Here is a 21702-nt window from a genome sequence, read left to right as displayed (position 1 = left end):
AACACGCTGATTTCAATGAGGAGTGCATTATGACCGCAGAGGCGACCGAAGCTGCGCCGCGCAAGGTAAAGAGAGCGGGGCTGAATCGTCTGCATCGCCTGCGCTACGCGATCATCGACGCGGTGCGGTGGTATTACCGACGTGTCTGGGGCATGGATCTGCACCCGAGCTGCCAGTTTTCCCTGTCGACCAAATTCGACAAGACCTGGCCAAAGGGCGTCCATGTCGGCGCGGACAGCTATATCGCCTTTGAGGTGCGCATTCTGTCCCACGACATGCCGCGCGGGCTGTTTACCGATACGCGCATCGGTGAGCGCTGTTTCATTGGCGGTTCGAGCATCATCATGCCGGGCGTCGAGATTGGCGACGATTGTGTCATCGGAGCGGGGTCCGTCGTGACCAGGTCCATTCCCTCCGGCAGCATCGCGGCAGGCAACCCGGCACGGGTTTTGCGCTCTGGTATGTCGCTTGGTCAATATGGCCGCCTGCCCGAAGCCGATGCAAATGAGGCGTCCAAAGCGTTGGAGATGGGGGACTGAGAGCTGAACCCAACGGGATCCCTGTGGCATGAGCCTCGCTGAGCTCATCTCTTATCTCGGGCTTGGCTCGACCTACGCGCTGGGTTTGGCTCTGATTGCCTGGGGGTTGTTGTGGTATTGGCGCGGCGGTGGTGTCGCCTTTCGGGATGTCATCGCGCTTTTCCCCGCCTTCTTCTTTGTCATTCTCACGCAATACCCGTTTCCCGACCCGGCCAGTCTCGATTGTTCTCAGGGAGGTGTCGCGCCGATTCTGCGCCCCTTTGCCGTGATGGACTATTTTGTCCGATTGGTGACGCGTGTCGGAGCCGACTGGCGTCATTGGATCGGCCATAAGGTGGTGCAGGCGACGGTGCTCAACTTTGCGCTTTGCGTGCTCGTTGGGATCGGGTTTTCCCGGTTTTTGCGCAGTGTCGGTCAGATCACGTTGGCGGGATTCGGTTTGAGCCTCGCGGTCGAGATTTGCCAGCTCACCGGCACTTTTGGCCTCTATCCCTGCCCATATCGCACCTTCGAGGTTGACGATCTCATATTGAACACCGCAGGCGCGTTTTGCGGCGCGCTGCTGGCCAGGCGTTATCGGGCCAGAACCTCGACACGATAGGTCTCGACCTCATCCCAGTTGGTGATGACCGAGGCATAGCCTTTGTCGCCGGACACTTTCTGAAGACGCGGCACGGAATCAAAGCGATCCTCGACGGCCATCAGCTTGGCCATGCGCTCGGACAGCCCGGGCGCGAAACGCGTGTTGCCAGAGCTGCCGTCGGGAACGAAAAGATCTTCATAGGCCAATTCCACGAAATTCTCCTGCCCCTCGAAGACCCGACGGATCACCTCATGGGTGGCGTCGATCTGAGCCACTTGCGCCCGAATCGCTGCGAGGTCGATCTCGAACGGGTTCACCTCCTTTGAGGCGCCGTGGTAGCTATGATAGGCGCCGCGCTGTTCGGCTACCTGCCCGGAGACATAGCGTGCCACCAGATCTTTGCGGGTCAGAAGGATCACCGGCACACCGGCATCGCGCAAATGGTGAAAAAGGTGGAAATCGGGGCCGGGCATCCGCCAGTTCCCGTCGATGAGATGCAGGCTTTCGATCTTGATGTCGAACAGGCAGCGCATGCCCGGCTTGCGGCGCACCAACTGTGCGCAGAACCGATAGAACTCACGCGCCATCAGTGTCGGGCGCAATGGCCAGAGGCGCAGAACGCCGCGGCTGAGCCACTGAAAATAGGAGTAATAACTTTCCTCGCCCAGAACCTCGCCAAAGGTCATGACCTGTGGATGGGTGCCGAGGAAATCTGCGAAAACAGTCGAGCCGGACCGTCCGAAACAGAGCAGAAAGACGCCTCTGCCCTGCATCTGTTCGAGATAGTCCTTCTGGCTCGGCAGCTTGGCGTAATTGCGCTGGCGTCGAAAAATCTTGTTGTAATAGGGTCGAAGGCTGCGCAGCCGCTCACGGACGGCAGGATTGTGCAATAGGCTCACCATGAGTATCCCGTCTTTCGTAAACTCGCTTCGGTAATGGCATGCCGATGACCTATGGGCAATCATCAAGCAGAGCGTTCTGCCCGATATTCCGGCATCTGTGTGTAATCTGTGCAAAAGCAACTCATTCTGGGCGACATTTGTCCATTTGTGATGTAGCTGGTGTAACGAGAGCGACAGGATCGAGACGAGAGCTGTAGAGAGCCCGATGTCAGAACAAAACGAGAGACCCAAAGTACTCGCCGTTTCTTCCGGTGGCGGACATTGGAGCGAGCTGCGCAGATTGCGCCCTTCCTGGGAAGGGGCCAGGGTCAGCTATGTGGTGACCGACGTGGCCTACAAGGCTGATTTGGACTCTGATCCGGCGGAAACAGACTATCGGTTTTTCACTGTGCGAGACGCCAATGCGACGCATCGAATCCGCCTGCTGCAATTGGCGCTGAAGATGTTTCTCGTGGTCTTGCGCGTGCGTCCCGATGTGGTGATTTCGACCGGCGCAGCGCCGGGCTACTTTGCCATACGGTTTGGCAAGATGCTCGGTGCACGCACTATCTGGGTCGATAGTATCGCCAATGCCGAAGAAATGTCGGTTTCGGCGAATCTGTCGCGAAAGCATTGTGATCTCTGGTTGAGCCAATGGCCGCATCTGGCGAAGGAAACCGGGGCAGAATATGCGGGAGCCGTAATGTGATTTTCCTGACTGTCGGAACCCAGCTGCCGTTTGACCGTCTCGTGCGCTCTGTCGATGACTGGGCCGCTACCCATCCGGATATGACTGTGGTCGCCCAGATCGGTGCCGTGGGCACCGAGGGGTATCACCCAAAACACATGGAAAGCCGGGCGAGTATGCCCTCGGCGGAGTACGATCAGATGTGCCGTGACGCGCGGCTGATCATTGCCCATGCCGGCACCGGTTCGTTCATCAAGGCGCAAACGGTAGGGACGCCGATCCTTGCCATGCCGCGCAAAGGCGCCTTGGGCGAGCATCGCAACGACCATCAGATGGCCACCGCCGCGCATTTCAAGAACCGCAGCGGCATTCATATCGTGCATGAAGATACGGAGATGGCTGCGGCCATCGACACTCTTCTCGCGCAAAAGCCCGAGCGGGTCGAACTCAGCCTTTTTGCCGAGGAAAGCCTGACCACGAAAATCCGATCCGTCGTGTTTGCCAAAGGCTGATCCATGAACACGCAGATCCTTCTCAGCATCATCATCCCTGCGAATAACGAAGAGGGCTATATCGGCCCCTGTCTGCGCGCTTTGGCGGTGCAGGATCTGACCGGGCTACCGCCGCAGTCGGTCGAAGTCATTCTGGCCGCCAACGCCTGCAAGGACCGGACGTTGGAGGAGGCCGAGACCGAACGCACTGCACTCGAAGCGGCGGGGCTGGAGCTGGTGGTTCTGGATATCGCGACACCGGGCAAGCTCAACGCGCTCAATACCGCCGAGGCCAAGGCCCGAGGGCGCGTTCTGGCCTATCTGGACGCGGATGTGATCATCGAACCGTCGATGACCGCGGCACTCATCGCGGCGCTCGACACAGATAGCCCGCGCTATGCCAGCGGGCATTTGTCGGTTGCCCCGGCACGAAGCTGGGTCACCCGGCGGTTTGCCAAGATCTGGCAAATGCTGCCCTTTATGACCACCAACGTCCAGGGCGCGGGTCTTTTTGCCGTGAACCGCGCGGGGCGTGCCCGCTGGGACAGGTTTCCGGATATTATCGCCGATGACGGGTTCGTGCGGTTGATGTTTGCCCCTGACGAGCGGGTCAAGGTGGATGCGGTCTATCATTGGCCGATGGTCGAAGGGTTCGGCAGGCTGGTCCACGTGCGGCGCAGGCAGGATGCCGGGGTCCGTGAACTGGCCGAGAAATTCCCCGAGATCATGGCCAATGAATCGAAGCCGCCCATGCATGCGCGCGATCATCTGCGCCTGTTCCTGCGGGCGCCGCTGAGCTACACGGTCTATGTCTCTGTGATGGTGATGGTGAAAGCCGGCGGCAAATCCGTCACCAGCTGGACGCGCGGGCGCTGAGGGGCAACGTACGCTCTGGCGACGAGAGATTATTCCTCTGCTGTTTTTCTGTCTCCGGGGTTTCGAGAGCGGAACCCTGATCCACTCAGGAGACCGAAACATGCCAGATCCCTTTGCCGACCGCCAATCCGGTCTGACCGCGCCCGCGACGCAACTGATTTCAATCGTTCCTGACGATGGCAATGACCTGAGCACCTATGTGCGGGGCATTGCCGTGACCAGTTCCGGTCTCGTGCGGGTGACCACGGTCGACGGAAGTCTGGCCGATATCTATGTCGCCGCGGGGGCTCCTTTCCCGGTGCGTGTGGCGCGTGTCTGGGCCACCGGGACCGACGCCAACGGCATCGTAGGATTGATCTGATGGCTTCTCTGGCACTGCAGCTGGGACTGGGCCAGGCGATGCTGAGCGCCGGAGGGCCGATCACCCCGCCGCAACCGGTCAACTCCCGCCTCGCGACGCTCATTGACTTCCCGACCGACGATCTCGTCTTTGACAGCGGTGTGGTGCGCGGGACCGGGCGGACGGATCGCAATTCTGCCCTGATCCCAATCTCCGGCGGTGTGACCGAGAGCGACGGCACCAGAGCGATCACGGCGGATGCGACCATCGAAGCCCGCGCGACCTATGTTGACGGCTCTGGCGCCACGGCCTGGCAGAACGTCGGGACGGCACTCTCCGGCGCGACCACATGGAGCGGCAACATGCTCCTGCCGCGCAATGCCTCGCGCTACCAGATCGAGGTGCGGGTTGTCGGCACGAGCCAGCCCGCAGCGCACATGACCACGGTCTGCGCCGTCGGCCATGTCATGGTCATTATCGGTCAGTCCGAGCATCAGCGCATCGGCGACGGCAACCAGCAGGCCGCGCTTACCCCCCCGGTTGTCGCCTCCGAAGGCCGCGTTCGTGTGGCGTGGCGCCCGAACACCGAGACCGAGCCGGTCGAATGGACGGTGGTCAGAAACGCGACCCCGCACAGCCCGGCGGTGGCCGCCATGGCAAACGCGCTCAGCGATATGCGCCCCGATGATCATTTCACCGTGGTGTTCCAGACCAAGGGCGCGACCAAACTCATGCAGCTGGCCAATGATGCGGATCTGTCGCGGTCGTGGTCCTACGATCTCGACACGATCAACAAGGGTACGGGGGGGCAGATCACCGGTTTCGGATGGGTCGCGCTCGACTGGACGGCAGGTCCCGGGACCTGGGGCACGGATTACGCGCAGACCTTCGGGCGGTTCTTCACCAAGAAGCTGCCAGATGGGACGCCAATGGTGGCGGGCGATACCTATTCCGCCGAGCACGGGTCCGACACGATCACCTATGATCACTACTGGGCCGATCTCGATCCGGATGTGCCTGTCCTGGATTATGGACCACATCTGTTTGCAACGGAAACCGCTGCCAGTGTCCCGGATGGGCCGCAGCAGGTGTTTCAGTCGGCCGAAATTGACGAGACCGGCGCGCTCATCGGTCCGATGGCCTTGAAGCGCATGACCCGCCAAAGCATGGCGATGTTCAAGGATTATGCACCGGGCAATTTCTGGCCCAAAGGGGCTTCCCCGCTGCTTTACCGTACCGGTGACGCGGCCTCGATCATCCCGTGGTCGGACTATGCTCATCCCGGCAAGCTCGACAACAATCAGGGCCTGCCGCTCTGGGCGCAGCAAAATGCCTACATCATCGGTCAGATGCTCGGCTGGTCGGCATGGACACCGCCCAAGATCGAGGCCGGGCATGTGACGTGGGAACCAACCGGCGCGCATATTGAGATCGACATCGGACAGACGCTCTCCACCGTAGCGCTGTTGGAGGGCGATGCTTCAGCGGAGGTGGCGGGGTTCGAAGTGTCCGGGCGACCGGCGCCGGCCGAAATTGTCGCAGGCAAGATCCGCGTCTATCACCCGGATGGCGCCTTTGGCATTGGCGATACGCTGCGCTTCGGCATGGGCGGCGCCTCTGGCGTCATCACCTATATCGACGACATTGCCCGGGAAATCTGGAAGCGCTGGCCGATGGTGCCGATGAGCTTTGGCGGCGCCTACAACGCCGCCGGGGATACCAACCCCGGGATCGCGCTCGAACCGGTGATGGATTGGGAAACGGTCTTTGCGAACCCGCTCGCGCTGCCGGGCGGCAGCGTCACTGTCGCGGCGACGGCGACCGAGTTCGTGGATAATTTCTACCCCGACAGCACCGCGACCCCGTGGTCTGGCGTGGACAACAAGTTGACGATGCAGATCCGCTTCACGCCGGTCGCAGGTTTTGCGGGAAATGCGACATTCAATGTTCTGATCGGCTACGGGACTTTTGATCCGGTCAGCCTGTCCTTGCACGAGACGGACGGCCGGGTGCGTGTGCGGGCGCGGGCCTCGAACGATACAGGCCTCATCGTAATCAATGCTCACACCGTGACCTTTGGCGTCGAGACGACGCTCACCTTCGCAGTGGACTTCTCCGACCCGGCTGATGGCAAGATGTGGTTGCGCGATGGGGCGGGGGCGCTTTTGTGGTCCGCGACTGGGATCGTGAGCAACGGTGTTCTGGCACGATCCGTCTACCGGCTGTTCAATGGGCGTTATACCGGCGCGTTCGGTCACGCCGCCTTCTGGAATAGCTGCAGTGCCGATGGCTCTGCGCCGGATATTGCCGACGCCTATCGCGTCATCGCGGGCACGGCTGTGCAGATCAACGGCCATGAGTGGAAGACCGGCACGGATGTGACGTGAAGCTTGGGAAGAACGTTTCTGGCAGTCCGGGACCGCGCGACACGGCATGAGGCCGCGCAAGGATATGCCCTCAGATCAAACGATTCGGTTCAAAATGCTGCAGAGCAACATGCCCACTGTCCTTGTTCAGTAAACATTTCGGTTCAAATGTCAGATTGTCCATGATTTCATCTCAAAACGCGAAAAACATCCTAATTTTTGATACGCGTTAGGGTTAATAAGTTCGTAAAACCCATGTATTCCTTGCCTTGAGCGGCAAAAAACTGGTTAATAATGAATAATACCAAACTTACAAACATCAACCTCTGATCCTGACGAGAGATTATTATGGACAAATTCCTGAAAGGCGCGGTTTGCGCAATGGCACTTGCCCTTGCACCGATCTCCGCCTCTGCACTTTCCTTCTACAGCGAAGGTGTCGCCCCCGGCGACACGTTCAACATGACCGACAAGACCGGCCGGGTTGTTGCCGTGGCGATCGATGACGAAGCTGCTGGCAGCTTCTCCTTCGACGTGACCAACGACGCTGCCAGCACTTGGGTCTTTGACTTTGGTGGACAATATTTCAGCAGCACTCTGACCGGTTACAGCATCGACTTCGGCACCGAAGTCATCTCCGCGACCGCTCCGTTTGCCGTTGCCATGGCCGCAGGCCAAACCGCGACCCTGACCGTGTTCTACGATGCGCTCAGCCGCGGTGAGCAAATCGGCGCACGTTTCTCGGCCGTGCCGCTTCCGGCTGGTGCGCTTCTGCTTTTGTCCGCTCTGGGCGTGGCTGGCGTTACTCGCCGTCGCTCCAAGACGACTGCTGCTGCCTAAGCCAGACGTTTTGCGACCTAAGAATTCGGGCGGCCTTCGGGTCGCCCTTTTTCATTGTCGGATCCGAGAACTTGCATGAGGGTGCGCGAACCGCGACAGCGCGCCAGGCTCACGCCCGCGTGGCACTATTGAGTTGAGAACGGGGCCCGCCGATCGTCAGCGGCGCCGTCTCAAGTACCGTAGGAATAGTTGTAGCCGTAGCGCCCATCCGCGGGCGTCACACGGCATTTGTTCAGGACCACGCCCAAGACATTGGTTTGCTCAGCGAGATCGCGTTCGCAGCGCTCGATCTGTTCCAGTGTCGTGTTTTCGGCCGCGGCAATCAGCAAGACGCAATCGACATGCTGGGTGAAGGCGATCATGTCGTCATTGGCGAGCATGGGCGGCATGTCAAAGATCATGATATCGGGTTTGTACTCGTCTTCGATCTTCTGAAGCACATCGCCGACCTGCGGGCCGAGGAGCAGGTCAGAGGCATTGGAAACCGCATTTCCATTGGTGGCCAGAGCCAAACGGTCACCGTGACGGCGCGCCACTTGCGAGAAAGGCGTTTCGCCGGACAATAATTCCTCCAAGTCGTTGCTCGACGTGGTCGTGGTGTTCCTCTTGGCCAGCCCGAGCAGCCTTTCCTGGCTGGGTTGCCGCATATCCAGTTCGATTTGGATCGTATGTGTGTTCTGCTGACGCGCCATCGCGAAGGCAAGGTTGAGCGACACCGTGCTTTTGCCGCAGGCGGGGCTGGGAGAGGTCACCGCCACCCGGGTCCAGCCGCGTTGCTGCATGAACCGCAAGGTACGGGTGCGCAGGATATCAAACGATACGGCCTCATGCGTGGCTTCATGGGCGAAAATGAGATTCTTCTTGAGCGTCGGCGCGGAGAGAGAAAGTGGCTCCAAGGCGTTCCATTTCTCTTGCAGGCTCTGATGTTTCTGGCCTCGCTGGCCGCCTCCCGGAGAACCTTTACGTGCCTTTTCGATCGCTGCTTGAAGTCGTTCCATGGTGCTACCTTACCGTTAGATCAGCGACGCTGCCGAGAGGAGACGTTCGAGAAGGGGTTGAAGGGGCGTGACGTTCCTGTTCACGAACCAGAGCGCGGCACTGACGATGCAGACCGCCAGAACAGCGATGAGAAGGCTTCGAACCGTGCGGGCAATGATCGCATTGGGCGTCATGATATAGGGAATTGTCGCGAAGGTTTCGATCCCGAGCTGGTTCTTGAGATCTTCCGGTCGGCGAATGGTCTTGTTCAAAAGCTCGCCGATCAGAATGATCAGCAGCCCAAGCCCGGCACCCGCCCCCAGACCTGCGATCGAAATCAGCGGCCTGTTCGGGCTCGCCGGTTTTTCGGGCGGAACCGCCTGTTCGATCACGCTGATGCGCTGACCGCGCGACATCGATTCAATGATGGTGCCGGTCTGAGCTTGCGCCTTGTTGGACACTGCCTGATTGTACTGTTCCTGAGCCGCCGAATAGGCGCGTTGCAGCGAGGCAAGGGTCACGGCATTGCCCGGTGTGGCTTCGATCGAACGGTTCAGATCGGTGATCTGCTCCTGGGTCGATAGCTTTTGGTCCTCGACATAGGCGATCTGCGCGTCAATATCGGCCAGTTGAATGTTGAAAACCGAGGAGGCCTGTTCTTTCGCGGTTTCTTCGCCGGTGTTGCCGTCTTCAATCGGCGGCAGCGCGGCAACGCGCTCTTTGGCGGATTCAATCTGACTGCGAAGGAAGACCATGCGCGGGTTGTTTTCGGACAGGACACCGACCTGTGCCTCATATTCCGCCTGCAATTGTGCGAGCCGCTGTTCGGCCGGGCGCAGCGTGCGTTGCGGCAAGGCCTGAATTTGCCGTTTCGCGGCGTCAAGCTGCGTGGTCCCGGTGGATTCGAACAGGCTCACAAGCTGTGCGCGACGGTCCTGGAGTGTGGCCTCGCTGCGTTTCAAATCCTCGAGATTCGATTGCAGTCGCGCGATTTGATCCCGACGGAAATCCAGACTGTCGGGCAGGGCGCCGAGGTTGTTTTCCTGAAAGTCGAGCAGCTGCGCGCTCAGTTTGTTGAGCTGTGCCTCATAGCGATCAACTTCTTGAGAGAAGAAATCCAGCGTTTGCTGGGCGACATCCGTCCGCATCTCCAGGTTGGTCTGCATGATCAGCGTGACGAGCTCATTTGCGGTAGTTGCGGCCAGCTTCGGGTTGTCGGCGGCAAAGCCAACCTGCATGATGGTTGCGTCTCGCGGACCAAACCGTGTGCGTTGCCCGCCTTCTGTTTCGATGGTGATCCGGTCACGCATATTGGTGACTTTGCTATCCGGCCCCATGAGCGTGTTGGAGTCGTAGATCTTTAGCTTGTTGGCCAGATCGAGCAAAACCTCGCGGCTCAGGATACGCTGCCGAATGATCTGCAGGGCTTCCATCTCGCCCGTGCGCACGGTACTTGCGGCCAGTTCGTCGGGGATCTGCGCGGTTTGCACGATCAAGACCGCGCGCGAATTGAAGATTGTCGGCATGCGCAGGGCCAGTGTCGCCCCGGCAATGGCGCCGATGATCGCCAAGACAATCACGAGCGGCAGACGGCGCTTGAACAACTGCCAATAAAAAGAAAAATCCATCACTCGGCCTCAGTACTGTATTGTGCGTTCGAAGGGGGCTTTTGCCTCATGGCAAGGCGCGAAGCGGAACGGCGCGTTCGCCGCTCATCAGAAAATTGTCTTCTACGACGGAAGCGAGCGTTTCGCAGGTCACGATTTGCTCGTTGCCGCCAAAGGCATAGAGCAGCCCGTAATCGCAGAGCTGATTGATCAGGCGCGGAACGCCGCCTGTGTGATCGTAAATCATCTCATAGGTGTCGGACGAGAAAAGCGGGTCTTCGCGACCGACCACCTGTAGCCTGTATTCGATATAGGCGCCGATTTCATCTTTCGACAGCGGCGAGATATAGGCGCTGGCCGAGATCCGCTGAGCCAACTGACGCAGGTCCGGACGGGCGATCATGTCGCGCAGATCCGGTTGGCCGATCAGGACCAGCTGAACAAGCTCATGCTCGCCGTAGTTGATATTGGTCAGCATGCGCAAATGCTCGAGCGAATCGCGATCGAGATTTTGCGCTTCATCAAATATCAGCACAACGCGCTGGCCGGCGCGGTATCTGTCGACCAAAAAGGCCTCAAGTTGCGCGTAGAGCTTCGCGTAACTGTCTGTCTCGGGGACGTCCTCACCCAGGGCATAAAGCACGAGGCGCAACATTTCGACCCGATCGGCGGGCGCGGCGTTGGCGACGAGACCCACCGTAATATCTTCATCTTGTTGATTCAGGAGAAGATCGCGCAAGATAAGCGTCTTGCCGGCGCCAATGTCGCCGGTGAGCATCGTGATCGGGGCTCTGGACATGATGCCATAAGCAAGCGACGCCTGTGCGTACCTGTGCTGCTCTGACATGAAGAAAAAACCTGGATCAGGTACCAGCGTGAAGGGGCGCCCGGACAAGCCAAAGTGATCCAGCACGTTTTGCAAGGAAAAGTTCATTAACCTACTCTCATACCCAAAGTCCGTGCACGCATTGCTGCGTTGGTGCACGGTCACTCTATCCTCCCTCCGTGAGTATATGAACCCTAAAATACTGAGGCAATGTTTTTAGAAATTGACTGGTGTTCAAGCATGAAAATGCCTGAAATATAACATCTTATGGACAACAGCTCTCGTTTCACTTGATTGTCCGCGACATTGGTGTGAAATCCAGTGCGGCGGGCGGCTCGCATATGACCAGAGAAACGCGCCCGACCCCCTTTTCCGCACCTGCAAAGCGGTTTCAGCGTCATCGTCAGGCCAGACAAACTGCGTGTCCTCGTGGCTCATATATGTTAAATGAACACCGTTTGGGTGTCTTTTGAGAGGTCGGTGTCGTGATTGTCCGTGTTGGAATTTTGTTTCTTGTGTGCGCGTCGGTTTTGACGGGCTGTATTGATAAAGAGGAGCGCGCGGAGAAATTCTATGCGTCAGCGCTGGAGCTTCGGGACGAAGGCGACACGTCGCGCGCCATTATCGAGCTGCGCAATGCGCTCAAGAACAACAAATTCCATCGCGAAGCCCGTGAGCTCTATGGCGAGCTGCTTTTGCAAGAGGACGATATTCCGCGCGCCTATGCGCAGTTTAATATCCTCTCGGAGCAACATCCGAACGATGCCGAAATCCGGCGGCGCCTCGCGGAAATCGCGCTCGACACAAATTCATGGGATGAGGTAGAGCGCCATGGTCAAAAGGCACTGGAGCTGGAACCGGACAATCTGCGGGGGCAGGCCCTCGGGGTGATCCTGGCCTATTTTGAGGCCAAGAAGGGCGATGACATGCTTGCCGCGGCTGGTCAGGTCGAAGAGGCCCGCGCGCTGCTCGAAAAGGATCCGGATCTGGATACGGCGTTGCGCTTGATGATCGACTGGACGTCCACGGGCCCGGAGCCCGCCAGCGCATTGCCCTATGTTCAGCGCCTCCTCGCGCGTCATCCGAGATCGCAATCCTTGATGATGGCGGAGCTGCGCGCACTGGATGCCGGAGGGGAAGACGAGCTCGTCGGTGATCGTCTGCGCAAGATGTATGATACCTTCCCGGAAAGCGAGCAGGCCGCAGATCTGCTTTTGGGGTGGTATTTCTCGCGCAATGAAATGGCCGAAGCCGAAGCCTTTCTGCGGGAACGGGCCGGGGCAGACGATGCGCCCTTTGAGGGTCATGCGACCTTGGTGCGTTTGCTGCGCGAAACTCAGGGTGACGATGTCGCGCTCGAGGAGATCGACCGTCTGGCAACCGCAAACGAGGGAACCGATCTTGGCCGCCGCTATGCGGCTCAGGCCGCGTATCTTCGCTTCACCAACGGTCAGGATCGAGACGTCTCGGTGATGAAGGGCATTGTCGAGGCCATTCAGGACGAGGGTCAGAAAAACGATGGCCGCATGGCACTGGTCAAAATGTATACGGATCTCGGTGACCCCGACAGCGCCACGCCGTTGCTCACCGAGATTCTCGATACGGACCCCTATTATATTGACGCGCTGTTGACGCGGGCCTCCCGCTTTATCCGGGCCGGTGAGCTCACCGATGCGGTGACGGATCTGCGGACCGTGCTAAGCCAGGCGCCGCGCAACGTCGATGCCATGCTGATGTTGGCAGAGACGCAACAGCGGCTTGGCAATCAGCAGCTTGCCGAACAGCGTTTGGCGCAGGCGGTCGAAGTCAGCGATTCGTCGCCGAAAGCGGCGATTCCCTATGCGCATTTCCAGGCGGCGCGCGGCAACCTGGCCGCGGCCGAACGTGTGCTGCAAGACAGTGTCGCCAGGAATATCAACAATATGCCGCTGGTTTCGCAGCTGGCGAAACTGCAGTTTCAGCGCGGTGATCTCGATGGTGCCCGTGCCTTGCTCAATCGCCTGGTCGACAGCAAGAACCCGGAGGCGTCCGAGCTGATACGAAACCTGCAAGCCAACATTCTGTTTCAGGAGAATCGCGTCGACGACAGCCTCGCGTTCTTGCGGAATTCGCTCGATGAGAATGGTGAGGGTGTCGATGAGCTTGGCGGCGAGCTGCAAATCCTGCGGATCGAGGTGATGTCGGGCCGTTATGAGGATGCGTCCAAACATCTCAAGGAGCTTCAGGATCGTTTCCCCGAAACGATCGCTTTGAAAGTGATCGAAGCCAATCTGCTCTCTTTGCAAGGCAAGATGGGGGAGGCAATTGAGCTTCTGAAGGCCTTGTCCGCGGCAGAGCCGGATCAGATCGTCGTTATCCAACGTCTCTACGCGCTGTTGCAGCAGGATGGCCGAAAGGAAGAGGCGCAGGCGCTGCTTTCGTCTGCGCTTGAACGGAAGCCGGATTCCGAGCAGCTGGTTCTGTTGCGTGCCTTTGAGCTCGAACAGGAGGGCGACATCGATGCGGCTCTGGCAAGTTACGAAAAGCTCTACGTGCTGAATCCCAACAACCTGACCGTGGCGAACAATTATGCCAGCATGCTTGTCTATTATAAGGACGATGAAGCCTCTCTCGCAAAAGCGGCAGAGATCGCGAATGTCCTCTCCGCCAGCAATTTCCCGGCCATCCTTGATACGGTCGGATATGTCAGGCTGCGTCAGGGGCGGGTAAGCGAGGCGGTTCTGAATCTCGAAGCTGCGGCGCGTGGCTTGCCCGATAATCCGACCGTCGCATTCAATCTTGCCGAAGCTTACACGGCGGCGAATCGCAAAGACGAGGCCATGGCCGAATATGAACGTGGCTTCCGTCTCGCCGAAGGCGGGCAAAATGTGCAGAAACTTGACATGGCGAAAGCCAAATATGACATGCTTGCCGCCGAGGCGAGCCAATAACTGTCGCCTACAAGCCACATAACAGGGCCAAACCCTATCGTTTACCTAGGGTGAATTTCTGTTCTGTGATACTGAAACCGCAATGCACAATTGTGCGGATGCATGATGTGAATCCTTTGAAGTCTGGACGTTATAAAATGACATCTACACGCTATTTCTCTATTCTCGCCTCGCTCGTGATCCTGGTTGCGACGACTTTCGCTTCCATGGCAAACGCCCAGGGCTATCGTATCCGTTCGGGCGATCTGTTGCGGGTTGAAGTGCTCGAAGATTCCACCATCAACCGCGAGGTTCTGGTGGCCCCCGATGGTCGGATCTCCTTGCCGCTGGCCGGCAACATTCGCGTATCCGGTGCCTCGATTCCGGAAGCACAGCGCCGCGTGACAGACGGTCTCGCGAGCAACTTTGCAACCCGCCCGACCGTGGTTGTTTCCCTGTTGCAGCTGCGTCCGGATACGGTCGCGACCCCCTCGACGATCGATATCTACGTCATCGGTGAAGTGAACAACCCGGGCATGCTGAGCATCGCCGGCGGTTCGACGCTGCTTCAGGCTCTGTCCCAGGCTGGTGGGTTCACCGACTTTGCCGCGGAGAAACGCGTCCAGCTGCGCCGTGTTGTTGAAGGTCGCGAGACGGTCGCAAAACTGAACTACAAACGGGTTCTGAACGGCGAAGCCGGCGTTGCTCTTTCCGAAATGCAGGACGGCGATGTCATCGTGGTGCCGGCGCGTCGGTTGTTCGAGTAACCGAAGCTGCAGGGGGCGGGCACGAAAATGAAGAAACGGTCTAATTCGCTTCGGACAAGCGTTTCAACGGCAGTCATCTGTATCGCTGCGATCTCGCCCGCCTTGGGTCAGGAACGGGGTGGGCTGACGCAAGAGTTCAGCCTGCGCCAGGGCTTTGAAGCCACGCGCAACCCGACGTTGACCGCAGACGATAGCGACGTGCGCTATCTGCTGAAGACGGATTTGAGTGCGACCTTGCATTCCGTGAGCCGCCAGTCGACGTTTTCCCTGACTGCCGCCGGCCGTCTGAACTATCCGTTCGGAGATGTGGACAGCGCCAATAAAGAATTCTCGCTGGACCGCAAGAACGCGGTGCTGCGCTACGCGCATATTGCCCCGCGTGCAGAGTTGAGCGCCTATGCGCAATATCTCACGGACGACATTTCTTATCTGAATGCCGCCGAGCTTGTGGCCGATGAGGATGGCGTGATTGTCGTTCCGGAGGACCTTGCCAGCCTGCAGGGCACCGGGACGCGCGAGAATATCTCGTACCGTCTGACCGCCCAATTCGATCAGGATCAGGCCTTCGGCTGGGGCGTCACCCTGTCGGGGAACGAGCTGAAATACTCCAATGTCAGCTCCTCCGGTTTGGAAGACAGCTCGAACTGGACATCCGCCCTGAACGCGCATTTCGACCTGACGCCGACCCTTCGCTTGGACAGTCAGCTGTCCTACGCACATCGGAAATCCGACAGCACGGCAGCCGCTGCGACGACCAATTTCGGCCTGAGCCTGACCGCCATTCAGTCTGACGCTCTTTCGCTGCGGGGCTCGCTCGCCTATGCGGACCCGGAAAACACCAGCGAGCGCTATAGTCTCAGTGCTGGCCTCGCCATCTCTCCGACAAAAACGAGCCAGCTGAGCCTGGATGTCGGTGCGACTTTTTCCGATGATTTCGACACGCAACTCACCGGGCGGCTGAGCTATGACGCCCGGCTCACGTCGACGGCACAACTGGGCCTTTCCCTGAATTCCTCGGTGACCGACACGTCGGACAACGATGTCGTCGTGACGACCGCGGCCGTGGCGGGGTTCGATCTCGCATTGTCGCCGCTGTCGTCGCTGTCCTTGGCGGGTGTCTATGCCGACGAAAACAGTCTTCTGACGGATGACGACACGGAAAGCTTCTCTGCCAGCGTGCAGCTGAATCATCAGCTCGACAAGAACTGGCAACTTTCGCTGGGTCTCAGCTCGACGACGCGATCTGAAACCGGAAGCGATCGCGCCACATCCGAAGCTGTCTATTTTAACATCGGTCGCAGCTGGCAAGGTCGCCTTTGATCGGGAGATCTCTGACGCAGAGTTGATCGAGGCCTCCTCTCGCCGCATGATAGATTCGATTGCATGATCCAGTCCACGTACCGTTGAACCTATTAAAGAGTGCCCTATGACTTCCGTCGATACCTTCCCCCCGGAGAATACCCAGCAAGCGCCATTCGTGCGGAGTGGCTTCTTTTGGCTCGCAGGGCTCGTCCTCGTGTCGATCCCGCTGTTCTGGCTCGGCTTCGTGTCGTTGGGGCGGGCCTGGATTACGCCGGAATATAGTCACGGGCCGCTGATCCCGCTGATCTCACTCTACCTGTTCCTGCGCGAGCTGCGGGACCATCATCCGCGTCCGGCGGAGGGGGCGCTTAAGAGAGGTCCCGGCCTTGCCGTCATGCTGTTTGCCGCTCTGGTGGCGATCATCGGCAATCTGGCGCAGATCCCGGATGTCGTGACCTATGGCTTTGTGATCTGGGTCTCGGGCGTCGTTCTGGTCTTCATGGGTTGGGCTCAAGGCAAGAGACATCAGCTTCCGGTCCTGCACCTCGTTTTCATGCTGCCGCTGCCACAATACATGTACTGGAAAATGAACACCTTTCTTCAGGGTGTGTCTTCCGAGTTCGGCGTTTGGGTGATCAACCTCTTCGGCATCCCGGTGTTCCTTGATGGCAATGTCATCGATCTTGGCCCCTATCAGCTCTTGGTGGCCGAAGCCTGTTCCGGGCTGCGCTATCTCTTCCCGATCCTGTCGTTCAGCTATCTCGTGGCGATTCTCTATCGGGGTCCCTATGCGCACAAGGTCCTGATCTTTGCACTGGCCGCGCCGCTGGCCGTGCTGATGAATTCCTTCCGGATCGGCATGATCGGTGTACTGGTGAATTATTACGGCATCGGACAGGCCGAGGGATTTTTGCACTATTTCGAAGGTTGGGTGATTTTCGGAACCTGTGTCGCGATCCTGTTTCTGTTCGCAATGCTCCTGCAACGGTTCACCACCAACCCGAAGACCCTGAGCGAAACCGTGGATTTCGACTTCGGCGGGATGGGGCCGCATCTGGGCCGGGTTTTCCGGCTGCGCGCTTCCGTGGTTCCGATGGTCGCTGCTGTGCTCATCACCGCGGCCTCGGCCGTGTTGGTGCCGGCTCTCCGGCCTGACGCCCCGCCGCTGGTCCGGGAGGTCTTTGCCCTTTTCCCGCGCACGATCGAGAATTGGCGTGGCCAGACCATGATCCTCGATGACGATGTCGAACGTGTCCTGGGCGCCAATGACTATATCATGAGCCTCTATACCAGCCCGGACCAAAGGGAACCGGTTGAGTTTTTCTCGGCCTGGTATGCGAGCCAGACCGAAGGGCAGGGCATTCACTCACCCGAAGTGTGTCTGCCGTCCGGCGGCTGGGAAATTCATTCTTTGGAGAAAGCCCAGGTCAGCTTCCCGAACACGGTCTACGGAAGTTTTACCGTCAACCGTGCGATCATCGAAAAGCAAACTGAACAGCAATTGGTCTACTATTGGTTCGAACAGCGTGGTGTCCGGATGACCAATGACTTCGCGGCCAAGCTGACCGTGCTGCGCGACGGTTTGACCAAAGGCCGTACGGATGGTGGCATTGTGCGTTTCGTGACCAAGATCGGCGAAGGCGAGACCGTTCAGGAGGCGGAGCAGCGGATGCAGACCTTCATGGCGCAGGCGCTGCAAAAGCTTCCGGAGTACATTCCGGAATAGTGCATTTCGTGCTCTGAGAAGCCACAGCCGGGGTATCGATTACCTGCTATCGTCGCGCGATGGGCGCGGGGCTCAATCGGTGCCCTGTGCTTTGCGCCGATGCATGAGCCAGGCCATGGCAATTGCGCCACTGATACAGCCCCCCAGATGCGCCTCCCAGGCCAGATGCCCGTTGAAGGCCACATACATCACGACATTGATCAGAACGAGCCACAGGAGCGGGAATGCGAGCCCCCTGAGGGTCTCCCAAAGCCCGAGATCGCGCAGGTCTTCGACGGCGCGTTCCCAAAGAAGCGCACCGGCCAGCCCGAACAGGGCGCCCGACGCGCCGACCATGGGTTGTGGCTGCGTCGCGAGCAGCGCGTAGCCGCCGGCTCCACCTATGATCCCGATGAGGTAGAGCGACATGAACCGGCGTGAGCCGAGGGATTCCAGTAGTGGACGGGACAGTGAGACCAATGTGATCATATTGATCGTCAGATGCGCCAGCCCGGCATGCAGGAACCCATAGGTCAGGAACATGAAAAGAGCCTGACCGGGGTAACCGGCATGCGCGCCGCTCAGAAGGCTGGGCCAAAACGCCAGATATTGATAGAGACGCGTCCGCAGGATGGCCGCCAATCCATCCTGAGAGCTGAGGACGAAAAGATCGAACACCAGCTCAGGCAGGATATTGAGCATGAGAAGCAGAATCAGAGATTTCGGCCAGGCACGGGGTTTGGGGCGCGGCATTGCTCGATGAGTCGTCTGTGGGTCGGAGGCCATGGCTCAGCGACGCGTGGCGCGCATGGGCGACAGGGCCAGATCACCATCGCTGATGCCGGGGCCGGGTCGAGTCCCGGCGAGGTGGCCGATGACATGGTTGGAAAATTCGAATGACAGCGGCCCGTCCTCGCCTTTCTGATCTGGCAATGCCGCTCTCATATGGGAATCGGCGGGGCTGTAAGTCAAGTCTGCGCACGCGGGTACCGGCCCCTCGTTTCGCGAGATCTTCGTGTCAGAGCATCGGATATCAAGGGGGGGTAATGGTGCCCAGAAGAGGCAATCGAAAACTTTAATATTCTATTTATTCATAGGTACTTATGATATATAATTTTGAGATAGTGGTCCTAAAAATGGTCCAAATATACCTCTATATTTATGCGCCGAATTTCTTCATGCTTAAGCGGCGAAGGCAACCTCTACAAACCACCCAACACTCTCGGGGGTTGCGCCGACAGTATGTGCGGGTGCAATACTGTAGCCACATATTCAAATCTATTCTTTGGGGAAAAGATGAAAGCTTTCATTGTCATTCCACTTCTTGCTGGGGTCATCTCGGCAAGTCCAAGTGCCGTAAGAGCCGGTGATGCTGGAAATATTTTAGCGTGTATTGAAGCGGTTGAGGCGTATTCCGCACGTAAAGTGGACGAATTTGATGTGCGCTACACCGGACGCATCCTCGGCTTTAGCACTGCTGAGTGGAAAGGCATTCAGTGTGAGGTGTCTTTCGAACAAGTGTTCAATCTCACCGTCGATGGGCAGTTGTATGTCGTTGAGGGGTTTGCTGGGCGTGAGGCACGAAGCGCATTTAGCCAGCTTGAGGTCGACACTGATGAAGCAGTGTCTCTATTAGAATCGAGGATTCAACTGCTCAAAAACCGTCTCGAAGAAGCAGAGATGAAGTTGCAGCAGCCTAGCCCAGATATAGCCGCTGTTTCAGATTATATCCATAGTGGGATTGCCAGAGCAACCGGCGGCTGAAATCTCGGTCATTAAGGAATGGGAAACAATAAAGTATAACCAACTTTAGTTTGCGACATGCTATTTCCACGTCGTTAGGGCTGTGTCATCAGATGAACTGTCTCGCTTACGCCACAGACAACCTGCAGAGCAAGCAGTAGGTGTTTTACGAGCAGGTATTGGGCACACCTTTAGCAACGATTTCCTGCCAATTTACACCGAGTGATCTAGGTTTTCGCATGGACCTCGACTTAGAGTGTCCTCAGTAGTGGGCTTGAGATGGTAATCCCCTCATTTTTAGAGGGGCGTATCAGTGACGAGGGTCGTGATGCTCAAAATATGCGATGGTATCGCAAGGACTAGTTGGAACACGTTTATTTTAGACTTGTTCTCATAATGGACCTTATCGGATCGTAGGGTTGTGAGAAGATTGTCGTCACAATACGAGTAAATATCCTATTTGCGCGAGATGCGAACGTTCGCTGCAGAAGCCAACAGGATCTCTCACTCTTGCAAAAGCCGATATGGCCAAGTCCGGTGCAAATTAGGATCAAATTTCCAAGTCTGCGGGAAGTTGTCCGAATAGGCCACGCACAAACGTGAGCGCATCATCATCGACGACAAGCAAATGACGTACAGCTTTCTCATAATCAGCTATCGTACGGAACCCAAGTGCCTCGATGATGCTATTGCGCGCCCCGCACTCCCGAATGGAACACCGATTAAGAATCGTGATCCAGTCATTGTCTTCGACCGCAGCATCAAGTTCTGCTTTCCTCGTTGCGTGAATTTGAGGGCCGCAATTCGTGAATGTGATTTCTTGTCCGTTAAGAAGATCGTCATCATTCGGAAGCTGATCCATGATCAGTTTGCGCACAGCCTTCTTTGCAGCGTTTTTGCTGAGGCGGTCAGTGTGATCAGAAACGCTTATGACGCCACCCAAGATGGCTTGCTCTGCAACCTTGACTGCGTCACTACCATCCACTTCCGCTTTTCGAGCAGCGATCCTATTTATTATCTCAGGGTGGAAATATATGGCTTCAACGGAATAAAACGGAAGTGCATATACGCCTCGTTGTCGTTTAGATTCAATCTGTTCTTCATTGTAGCCGTCACCATCAGCGATACCGAACGCTCTAAGCCAGTGGAAGCTTTCACCAGAACGACTGCCGGAAACCGCGTTCTCGACTTCTCGGCAATTACCTTTCGGAATCACTGACACCATGGGAAAGATCAAGCTGTAGAGGGGCTTATCCAAGCTGCTTTCGGTTCCTTCGACGAACAACATCCTCCGACGCGAGCCGAGAAGATCGCGTTTGAGGACATCGTCGATCGGCGCCTCCGCAGGCAGTTCATCAGCCTCCCAAATTTGCGCATGTTGGCCATTGAAGCTGCACGCACGAATTAGAAGCGTTCTAGCTCCGGGCACTTCGAGAGGCAGATCGTGGTCATGCGTAGAGACGGCGAACCCACAGTCAGAGCGCTGTTCAAATAGCAGGCTCAGCAGTGGAGCAATAATCGAACGATGTAGGTGCCTCTCTGGTTCATCGATGATCAGCAGAGTTCCTTTAGGCGCAGTCAGCACGTTGCCCGCAATCAAGAGAGCATTGCGCTCTCCATCTGACAACTCAGCTACACTGTATTCTGGGCCGCCGTCCTTGCTCGCCATTACCCGTTCATCTGCACGAACTGTAATCTTGATCGGGATATTCGACTCACGTAGCAGTTCGTTAATGACGGTAATCGGGGCTTCGACCTTCTTGGCTTCGTTAACAGCTTCGCTATCGTTCGCATCAACTGCAGCAGCTATCGACCTTGCACGAACGTTTTCCGCGTTGATCAATTCATATACAGTCATGCTTGCCCGTTGCGCCCCGTAGGGGTCTTTGTAGCGAGATTCCTGCCTGCGGTCATCCGTCTTAAGATGTGCCTCAGTCTGTAACTTGTTCGCGGGCGTCATGTCCAAGGCATTCGAGTTCATCCACGTTTGCCGATGAGCAGATATCTTGCGAACGTTGTTCTGATTGCGGCTTGCGAAAAGATGCATAAGGCTCGACTTGCCAGTGCCATTCGCGCCCAATACGAAGATCAATTCACCTGCGTGTAGCTGCATATTGGCGAAATTGGCGCTCTGTGTCGGGAAGCTGAGATTAAAGGTCATGGGGTCTCCAATATGTGACTGCTACAATTAAGACTGGGGCGCACGATGACGAAACGGACGCGTAATGCAAAGCCATCTAAAGCAGGGCCTCCCGAGCAAT

At 57.7% G+C, this 21702-nt stretch carries 20 protein-coding genes; 13 read left to right on the top strand and 7 right to left on the bottom strand.

Translation table 11 applies throughout. The features are described 5' to 3' along the window. The first annotated feature begins 29 nt into the window (after positions 1-29). Complete coding sequence (locus tag BM151_RS21965) at positions 30-539, top strand: acyltransferase (RefSeq protein WP_090060942.1); 510 nt, start codon at positions 30-32, stop codon at positions 537-539. A gap of 28 nt (positions 540-567) precedes the next feature. After that, complete coding sequence (locus BM151_RS11910; protein ID WP_090060941.1) at positions 568-1140, top strand: VanZ family protein; 573 nt, start codon at positions 568-570, stop codon at positions 1138-1140. Here BM151_RS11910 and BM151_RS11905 read toward each other — a convergent pair. After that, on the bottom strand, positions 1113-2024 hold the full coding sequence (locus BM151_RS11905) for a response regulator (protein WP_090060940.1): 912 nt from the start codon (positions 2022-2024) through the stop codon (positions 1113-1115). The two genes, BM151_RS11910 and BM151_RS11905, sit on opposite strands and share 28 nt — an antisense overlap. 205 nt (positions 2025-2229) lie before the next feature. Between BM151_RS11905 and BM151_RS11900 the strand changes: the two genes are divergently transcribed. From BM151_RS11900 to BM151_RS11875, 6 genes are all read left to right on the top strand, one after another. Then, complete coding sequence (locus tag BM151_RS11900) at positions 2230-2712, top strand: glycosyltransferase family protein (RefSeq protein WP_090060939.1); 483 nt, start codon at positions 2230-2232, stop codon at positions 2710-2712. Further along, positions 2709-3203, top strand: a complete 495-nt coding sequence (locus BM151_RS11895; protein WP_177213121.1) for a glycosyltransferase — start codon at positions 2709-2711, stop codon at positions 3201-3203. Before BM151_RS11900 ends, BM151_RS11895 begins: the two co-directional genes overlap by 4 nt. A gap of 3 nt (positions 3204-3206) precedes the next feature. Next, on the top strand, positions 3207-4058 hold the full coding sequence (locus BM151_RS11890) for a glycosyltransferase (protein WP_090060937.1): 852 nt from the start codon (positions 3207-3209) through the stop codon (positions 4056-4058). A gap of 100 nt (positions 4059-4158) precedes the next feature. Further along, entirely contained in the window at positions 4159-4419 is a 261-nt protein-coding gene (locus BM151_RS11885; RefSeq protein WP_090060936.1) for a spike base protein, RCAP_Rcc01079 family, read from the top strand. Further along, entirely contained in the window at positions 4419-6785 is a 2367-nt protein-coding gene (locus tag BM151_RS11880; RefSeq protein WP_090060935.1) for a hypothetical protein, read from the top strand. Before BM151_RS11885 ends, BM151_RS11880 begins: the two co-directional genes overlap by 1 nt. 360 nt (positions 6786-7145) lie before the next feature. Then, positions 7146-7604 (top strand): VPLPA-CTERM sorting domain-containing protein, encoded by a 459-nt coding sequence (locus BM151_RS11875; RefSeq protein ID WP_177213120.1) that lies wholly within the window; start codon positions 7146-7148, stop codon positions 7602-7604. 170 nt (positions 7605-7774) lie between these two features. On the opposite strand, the gene BM151_RS11870 is transcribed toward BM151_RS11875, so the two are convergent. Genes BM151_RS11870 through BM151_RS11860 form a run of 3 tightly spaced genes read right to left on the bottom strand, consistent with a single transcriptional unit; the run spans position 7775 to position 11123 of the window. Continuing rightward, on the bottom strand, positions 7775-8602 hold the full coding sequence (locus BM151_RS11870) for a tyrosine-protein kinase family protein (RefSeq protein WP_090060933.1): 828 nt from the start codon (positions 8600-8602) through the stop codon (positions 7775-7777). A 15-nt stretch (positions 8603-8617) separates the two neighbouring features. Then, positions 8618-10210 (bottom strand): GumC family protein, encoded by a 1593-nt coding sequence (locus tag BM151_RS11865; protein ID WP_090060932.1) that lies wholly within the window; start codon positions 10208-10210, stop codon positions 8618-8620. A 46-nt stretch (positions 10211-10256) separates the two neighbouring features. Next, positions 10257-11123 carry an ExeA family protein gene (locus BM151_RS11860; RefSeq protein ID WP_090060931.1) on the bottom strand — a complete coding sequence of 289 codons (867 nt, stop codon included), beginning with the start codon at positions 11121-11123 and terminating at the stop codon, positions 10257-10259. A 422-nt stretch (positions 11124-11545) separates the two neighbouring features. Here BM151_RS11860 and BM151_RS11855 point away from each other — a divergent pair, with 422 nt between their 5' ends. From BM151_RS11855 to xrtD, 4 genes are all read left to right on the top strand, one after another. After that, complete coding sequence (locus tag BM151_RS11855) at positions 11546-13945, top strand: tetratricopeptide repeat protein (protein ID WP_177213119.1); 2400 nt, start codon at positions 11546-11548, stop codon at positions 13943-13945. Positions 13946-14082: 137 nt separating this feature from the next. Next, entirely contained in the window at positions 14083-14691 is a 609-nt protein-coding gene (locus BM151_RS11850) for a polysaccharide biosynthesis/export family protein (RefSeq protein ID WP_090060929.1), read from the top strand. Between the two features lie 27 nt (positions 14692-14718). After that, the gene (locus tag BM151_RS11845) at positions 14719-16011 is read left to right on the top strand and encodes a TonB-dependent receptor (protein WP_143093088.1); all 1293 of its coding nucleotides are present in this window, start codon (positions 14719-14721) and stop codon (positions 16009-16011) included. Positions 16012-16117: 106 nt separating this feature from the next. Continuing rightward, on the top strand, positions 16118-17719 hold the full coding sequence (xrtD, locus tag BM151_RS11840) for a VPLPA-CTERM-specific exosortase XrtD (RefSeq protein ID WP_090060927.1): 1602 nt from the start codon (positions 16118-16120) through the stop codon (positions 17717-17719). A gap of 72 nt (positions 17720-17791) precedes the next feature. Here xrtD and BM151_RS11835 read toward each other — a convergent pair whose 3' ends face one another. Both BM151_RS11835 and BM151_RS21640 read right to left on the bottom strand, forming a co-directional pair. Continuing rightward, positions 17792-18451 (bottom strand): rhomboid family intramembrane serine protease, encoded by a 660-nt coding sequence (locus BM151_RS11835; RefSeq protein WP_177213118.1) that lies wholly within the window; start codon positions 18449-18451, stop codon positions 17792-17794. Between the two features lie 36 nt (positions 18452-18487). After that, positions 18488-18631, bottom strand: a complete 144-nt coding sequence (locus BM151_RS21640) for a hypothetical protein (RefSeq protein WP_177213117.1) — start codon at positions 18629-18631, stop codon at positions 18488-18490. A 363-nt stretch (positions 18632-18994) separates the two neighbouring features. On the opposite strand from BM151_RS21640, the gene BM151_RS11830 reads away from it, so the two are divergent. After that, positions 18995-19462, top strand: a complete 468-nt coding sequence (locus tag BM151_RS11830) for a hypothetical protein (RefSeq protein WP_090060925.1) — start codon at positions 18995-18997, stop codon at positions 19460-19462. Between the two features lie 529 nt (positions 19463-19991). On the opposite strand, the gene BM151_RS11825 is transcribed toward BM151_RS11830, so the two are convergent. Continuing rightward, positions 19992-21602 carry an AAA family ATPase gene (locus BM151_RS11825; protein ID WP_090060924.1) on the bottom strand — a complete coding sequence of 537 codons (1611 nt, stop codon included), beginning with the start codon at positions 21600-21602 and terminating at the stop codon, positions 19992-19994. Positions 21603-21702 lie beyond the last annotated feature (100 nt).

Origin of the sequence: Celeribacter neptunius, assembly GCF_900113955.1 — a bacterium.
GTDB classification, from domain to species: domain Bacteria; phylum Pseudomonadota; class Alphaproteobacteria; order Rhodobacterales; family Rhodobacteraceae; genus Celeribacter; species Celeribacter neptunius.
This window is presented reverse-complemented; position numbering and strand designations above follow the sequence as displayed.

Bases quoted from the DNA above. Each gene is read 5' to 3' on its own strand.
- BM151_RS11830 (WP_090060925.1), top strand. From the start codon at position 18,995: ATGAAAGCTTTCATTGTCATTCCACTTCTTGCTGGGGTCATCTCGGCA.
- BM151_RS11850 (WP_090060929.1), top strand. From the start codon at position 14,083: ATGACATCTACACGCTATTTCTCTATTCTCGCCTCGCTCGTGATCCTG.
- BM151_RS11890 (WP_090060937.1), top strand. From the start codon at position 3,207: ATGAACACGCAGATCCTTCTCAGCATCATCATCCCTGCGAATAACGAA.
- xrtD (WP_090060927.1), top strand. From the start codon at position 16,118: ATGACTTCCGTCGATACCTTCCCCCCGGAGAATACCCAGCAAGCGCCA.
- BM151_RS11905 (WP_090060940.1), bottom strand. From the start codon at position 2,024: ATGGTGAGCCTATTGCACAATCCTGCCGTCCGTGAGCGGCTGCGCAGC.
- BM151_RS11900 (WP_090060939.1), top strand. From the start codon at position 2,230: ATGTCAGAACAAAACGAGAGACCCAAAGTACTCGCCGTTTCTTCCGGT.
- BM151_RS21965 (WP_090060942.1), top strand. From the start codon at position 30: ATGACCGCAGAGGCGACCGAAGCTGCGCCGCGCAAGGTAAAGAGAGCG.
- BM151_RS11860 (WP_090060931.1), bottom strand. From the start codon at position 11,123: ATGAACTTTTCCTTGCAAAACGTGCTGGATCACTTTGGCTTGTCCGGG.
- BM151_RS11880 (WP_090060935.1), top strand. From the start codon at position 4,419: ATGGCTTCTCTGGCACTGCAGCTGGGACTGGGCCAGGCGATGCTGAGC.
- BM151_RS11910 (WP_090060941.1), top strand. From the start codon at position 568: ATGAGCCTCGCTGAGCTCATCTCTTATCTCGGGCTTGGCTCGACCTAC.
- BM151_RS11845 (WP_143093088.1), top strand. From the start codon at position 14,719: ATGAAGAAACGGTCTAATTCGCTTCGGACAAGCGTTTCAACGGCAGTC.
- BM151_RS11825 (WP_090060924.1), bottom strand. From the start codon at position 21,602: ATGACCTTTAATCTCAGCTTCCCGACACAGAGCGCCAATTTCGCCAAT.
- BM151_RS11885 (WP_090060936.1), top strand. From the start codon at position 4,159: ATGCCAGATCCCTTTGCCGACCGCCAATCCGGTCTGACCGCGCCCGCG.
- BM151_RS11865 (WP_090060932.1), bottom strand. From the start codon at position 10,210: ATGGATTTTTCTTTTTATTGGCAGTTGTTCAAGCGCCGTCTGCCGCTC.
- BM151_RS11835 (WP_177213118.1), bottom strand. From the start codon at position 18,451: ATGCCGCGCCCCAAACCCCGTGCCTGGCCGAAATCTCTGATTCTGCTT.
- BM151_RS11870 (WP_090060933.1), bottom strand. From the start codon at position 8,602: ATGGAACGACTTCAAGCAGCGATCGAAAAGGCACGTAAAGGTTCTCCG.
- BM151_RS11875 (WP_177213120.1), top strand. From the start codon at position 7,146: ATGGCACTTGCCCTTGCACCGATCTCCGCCTCTGCACTTTCCTTCTAC.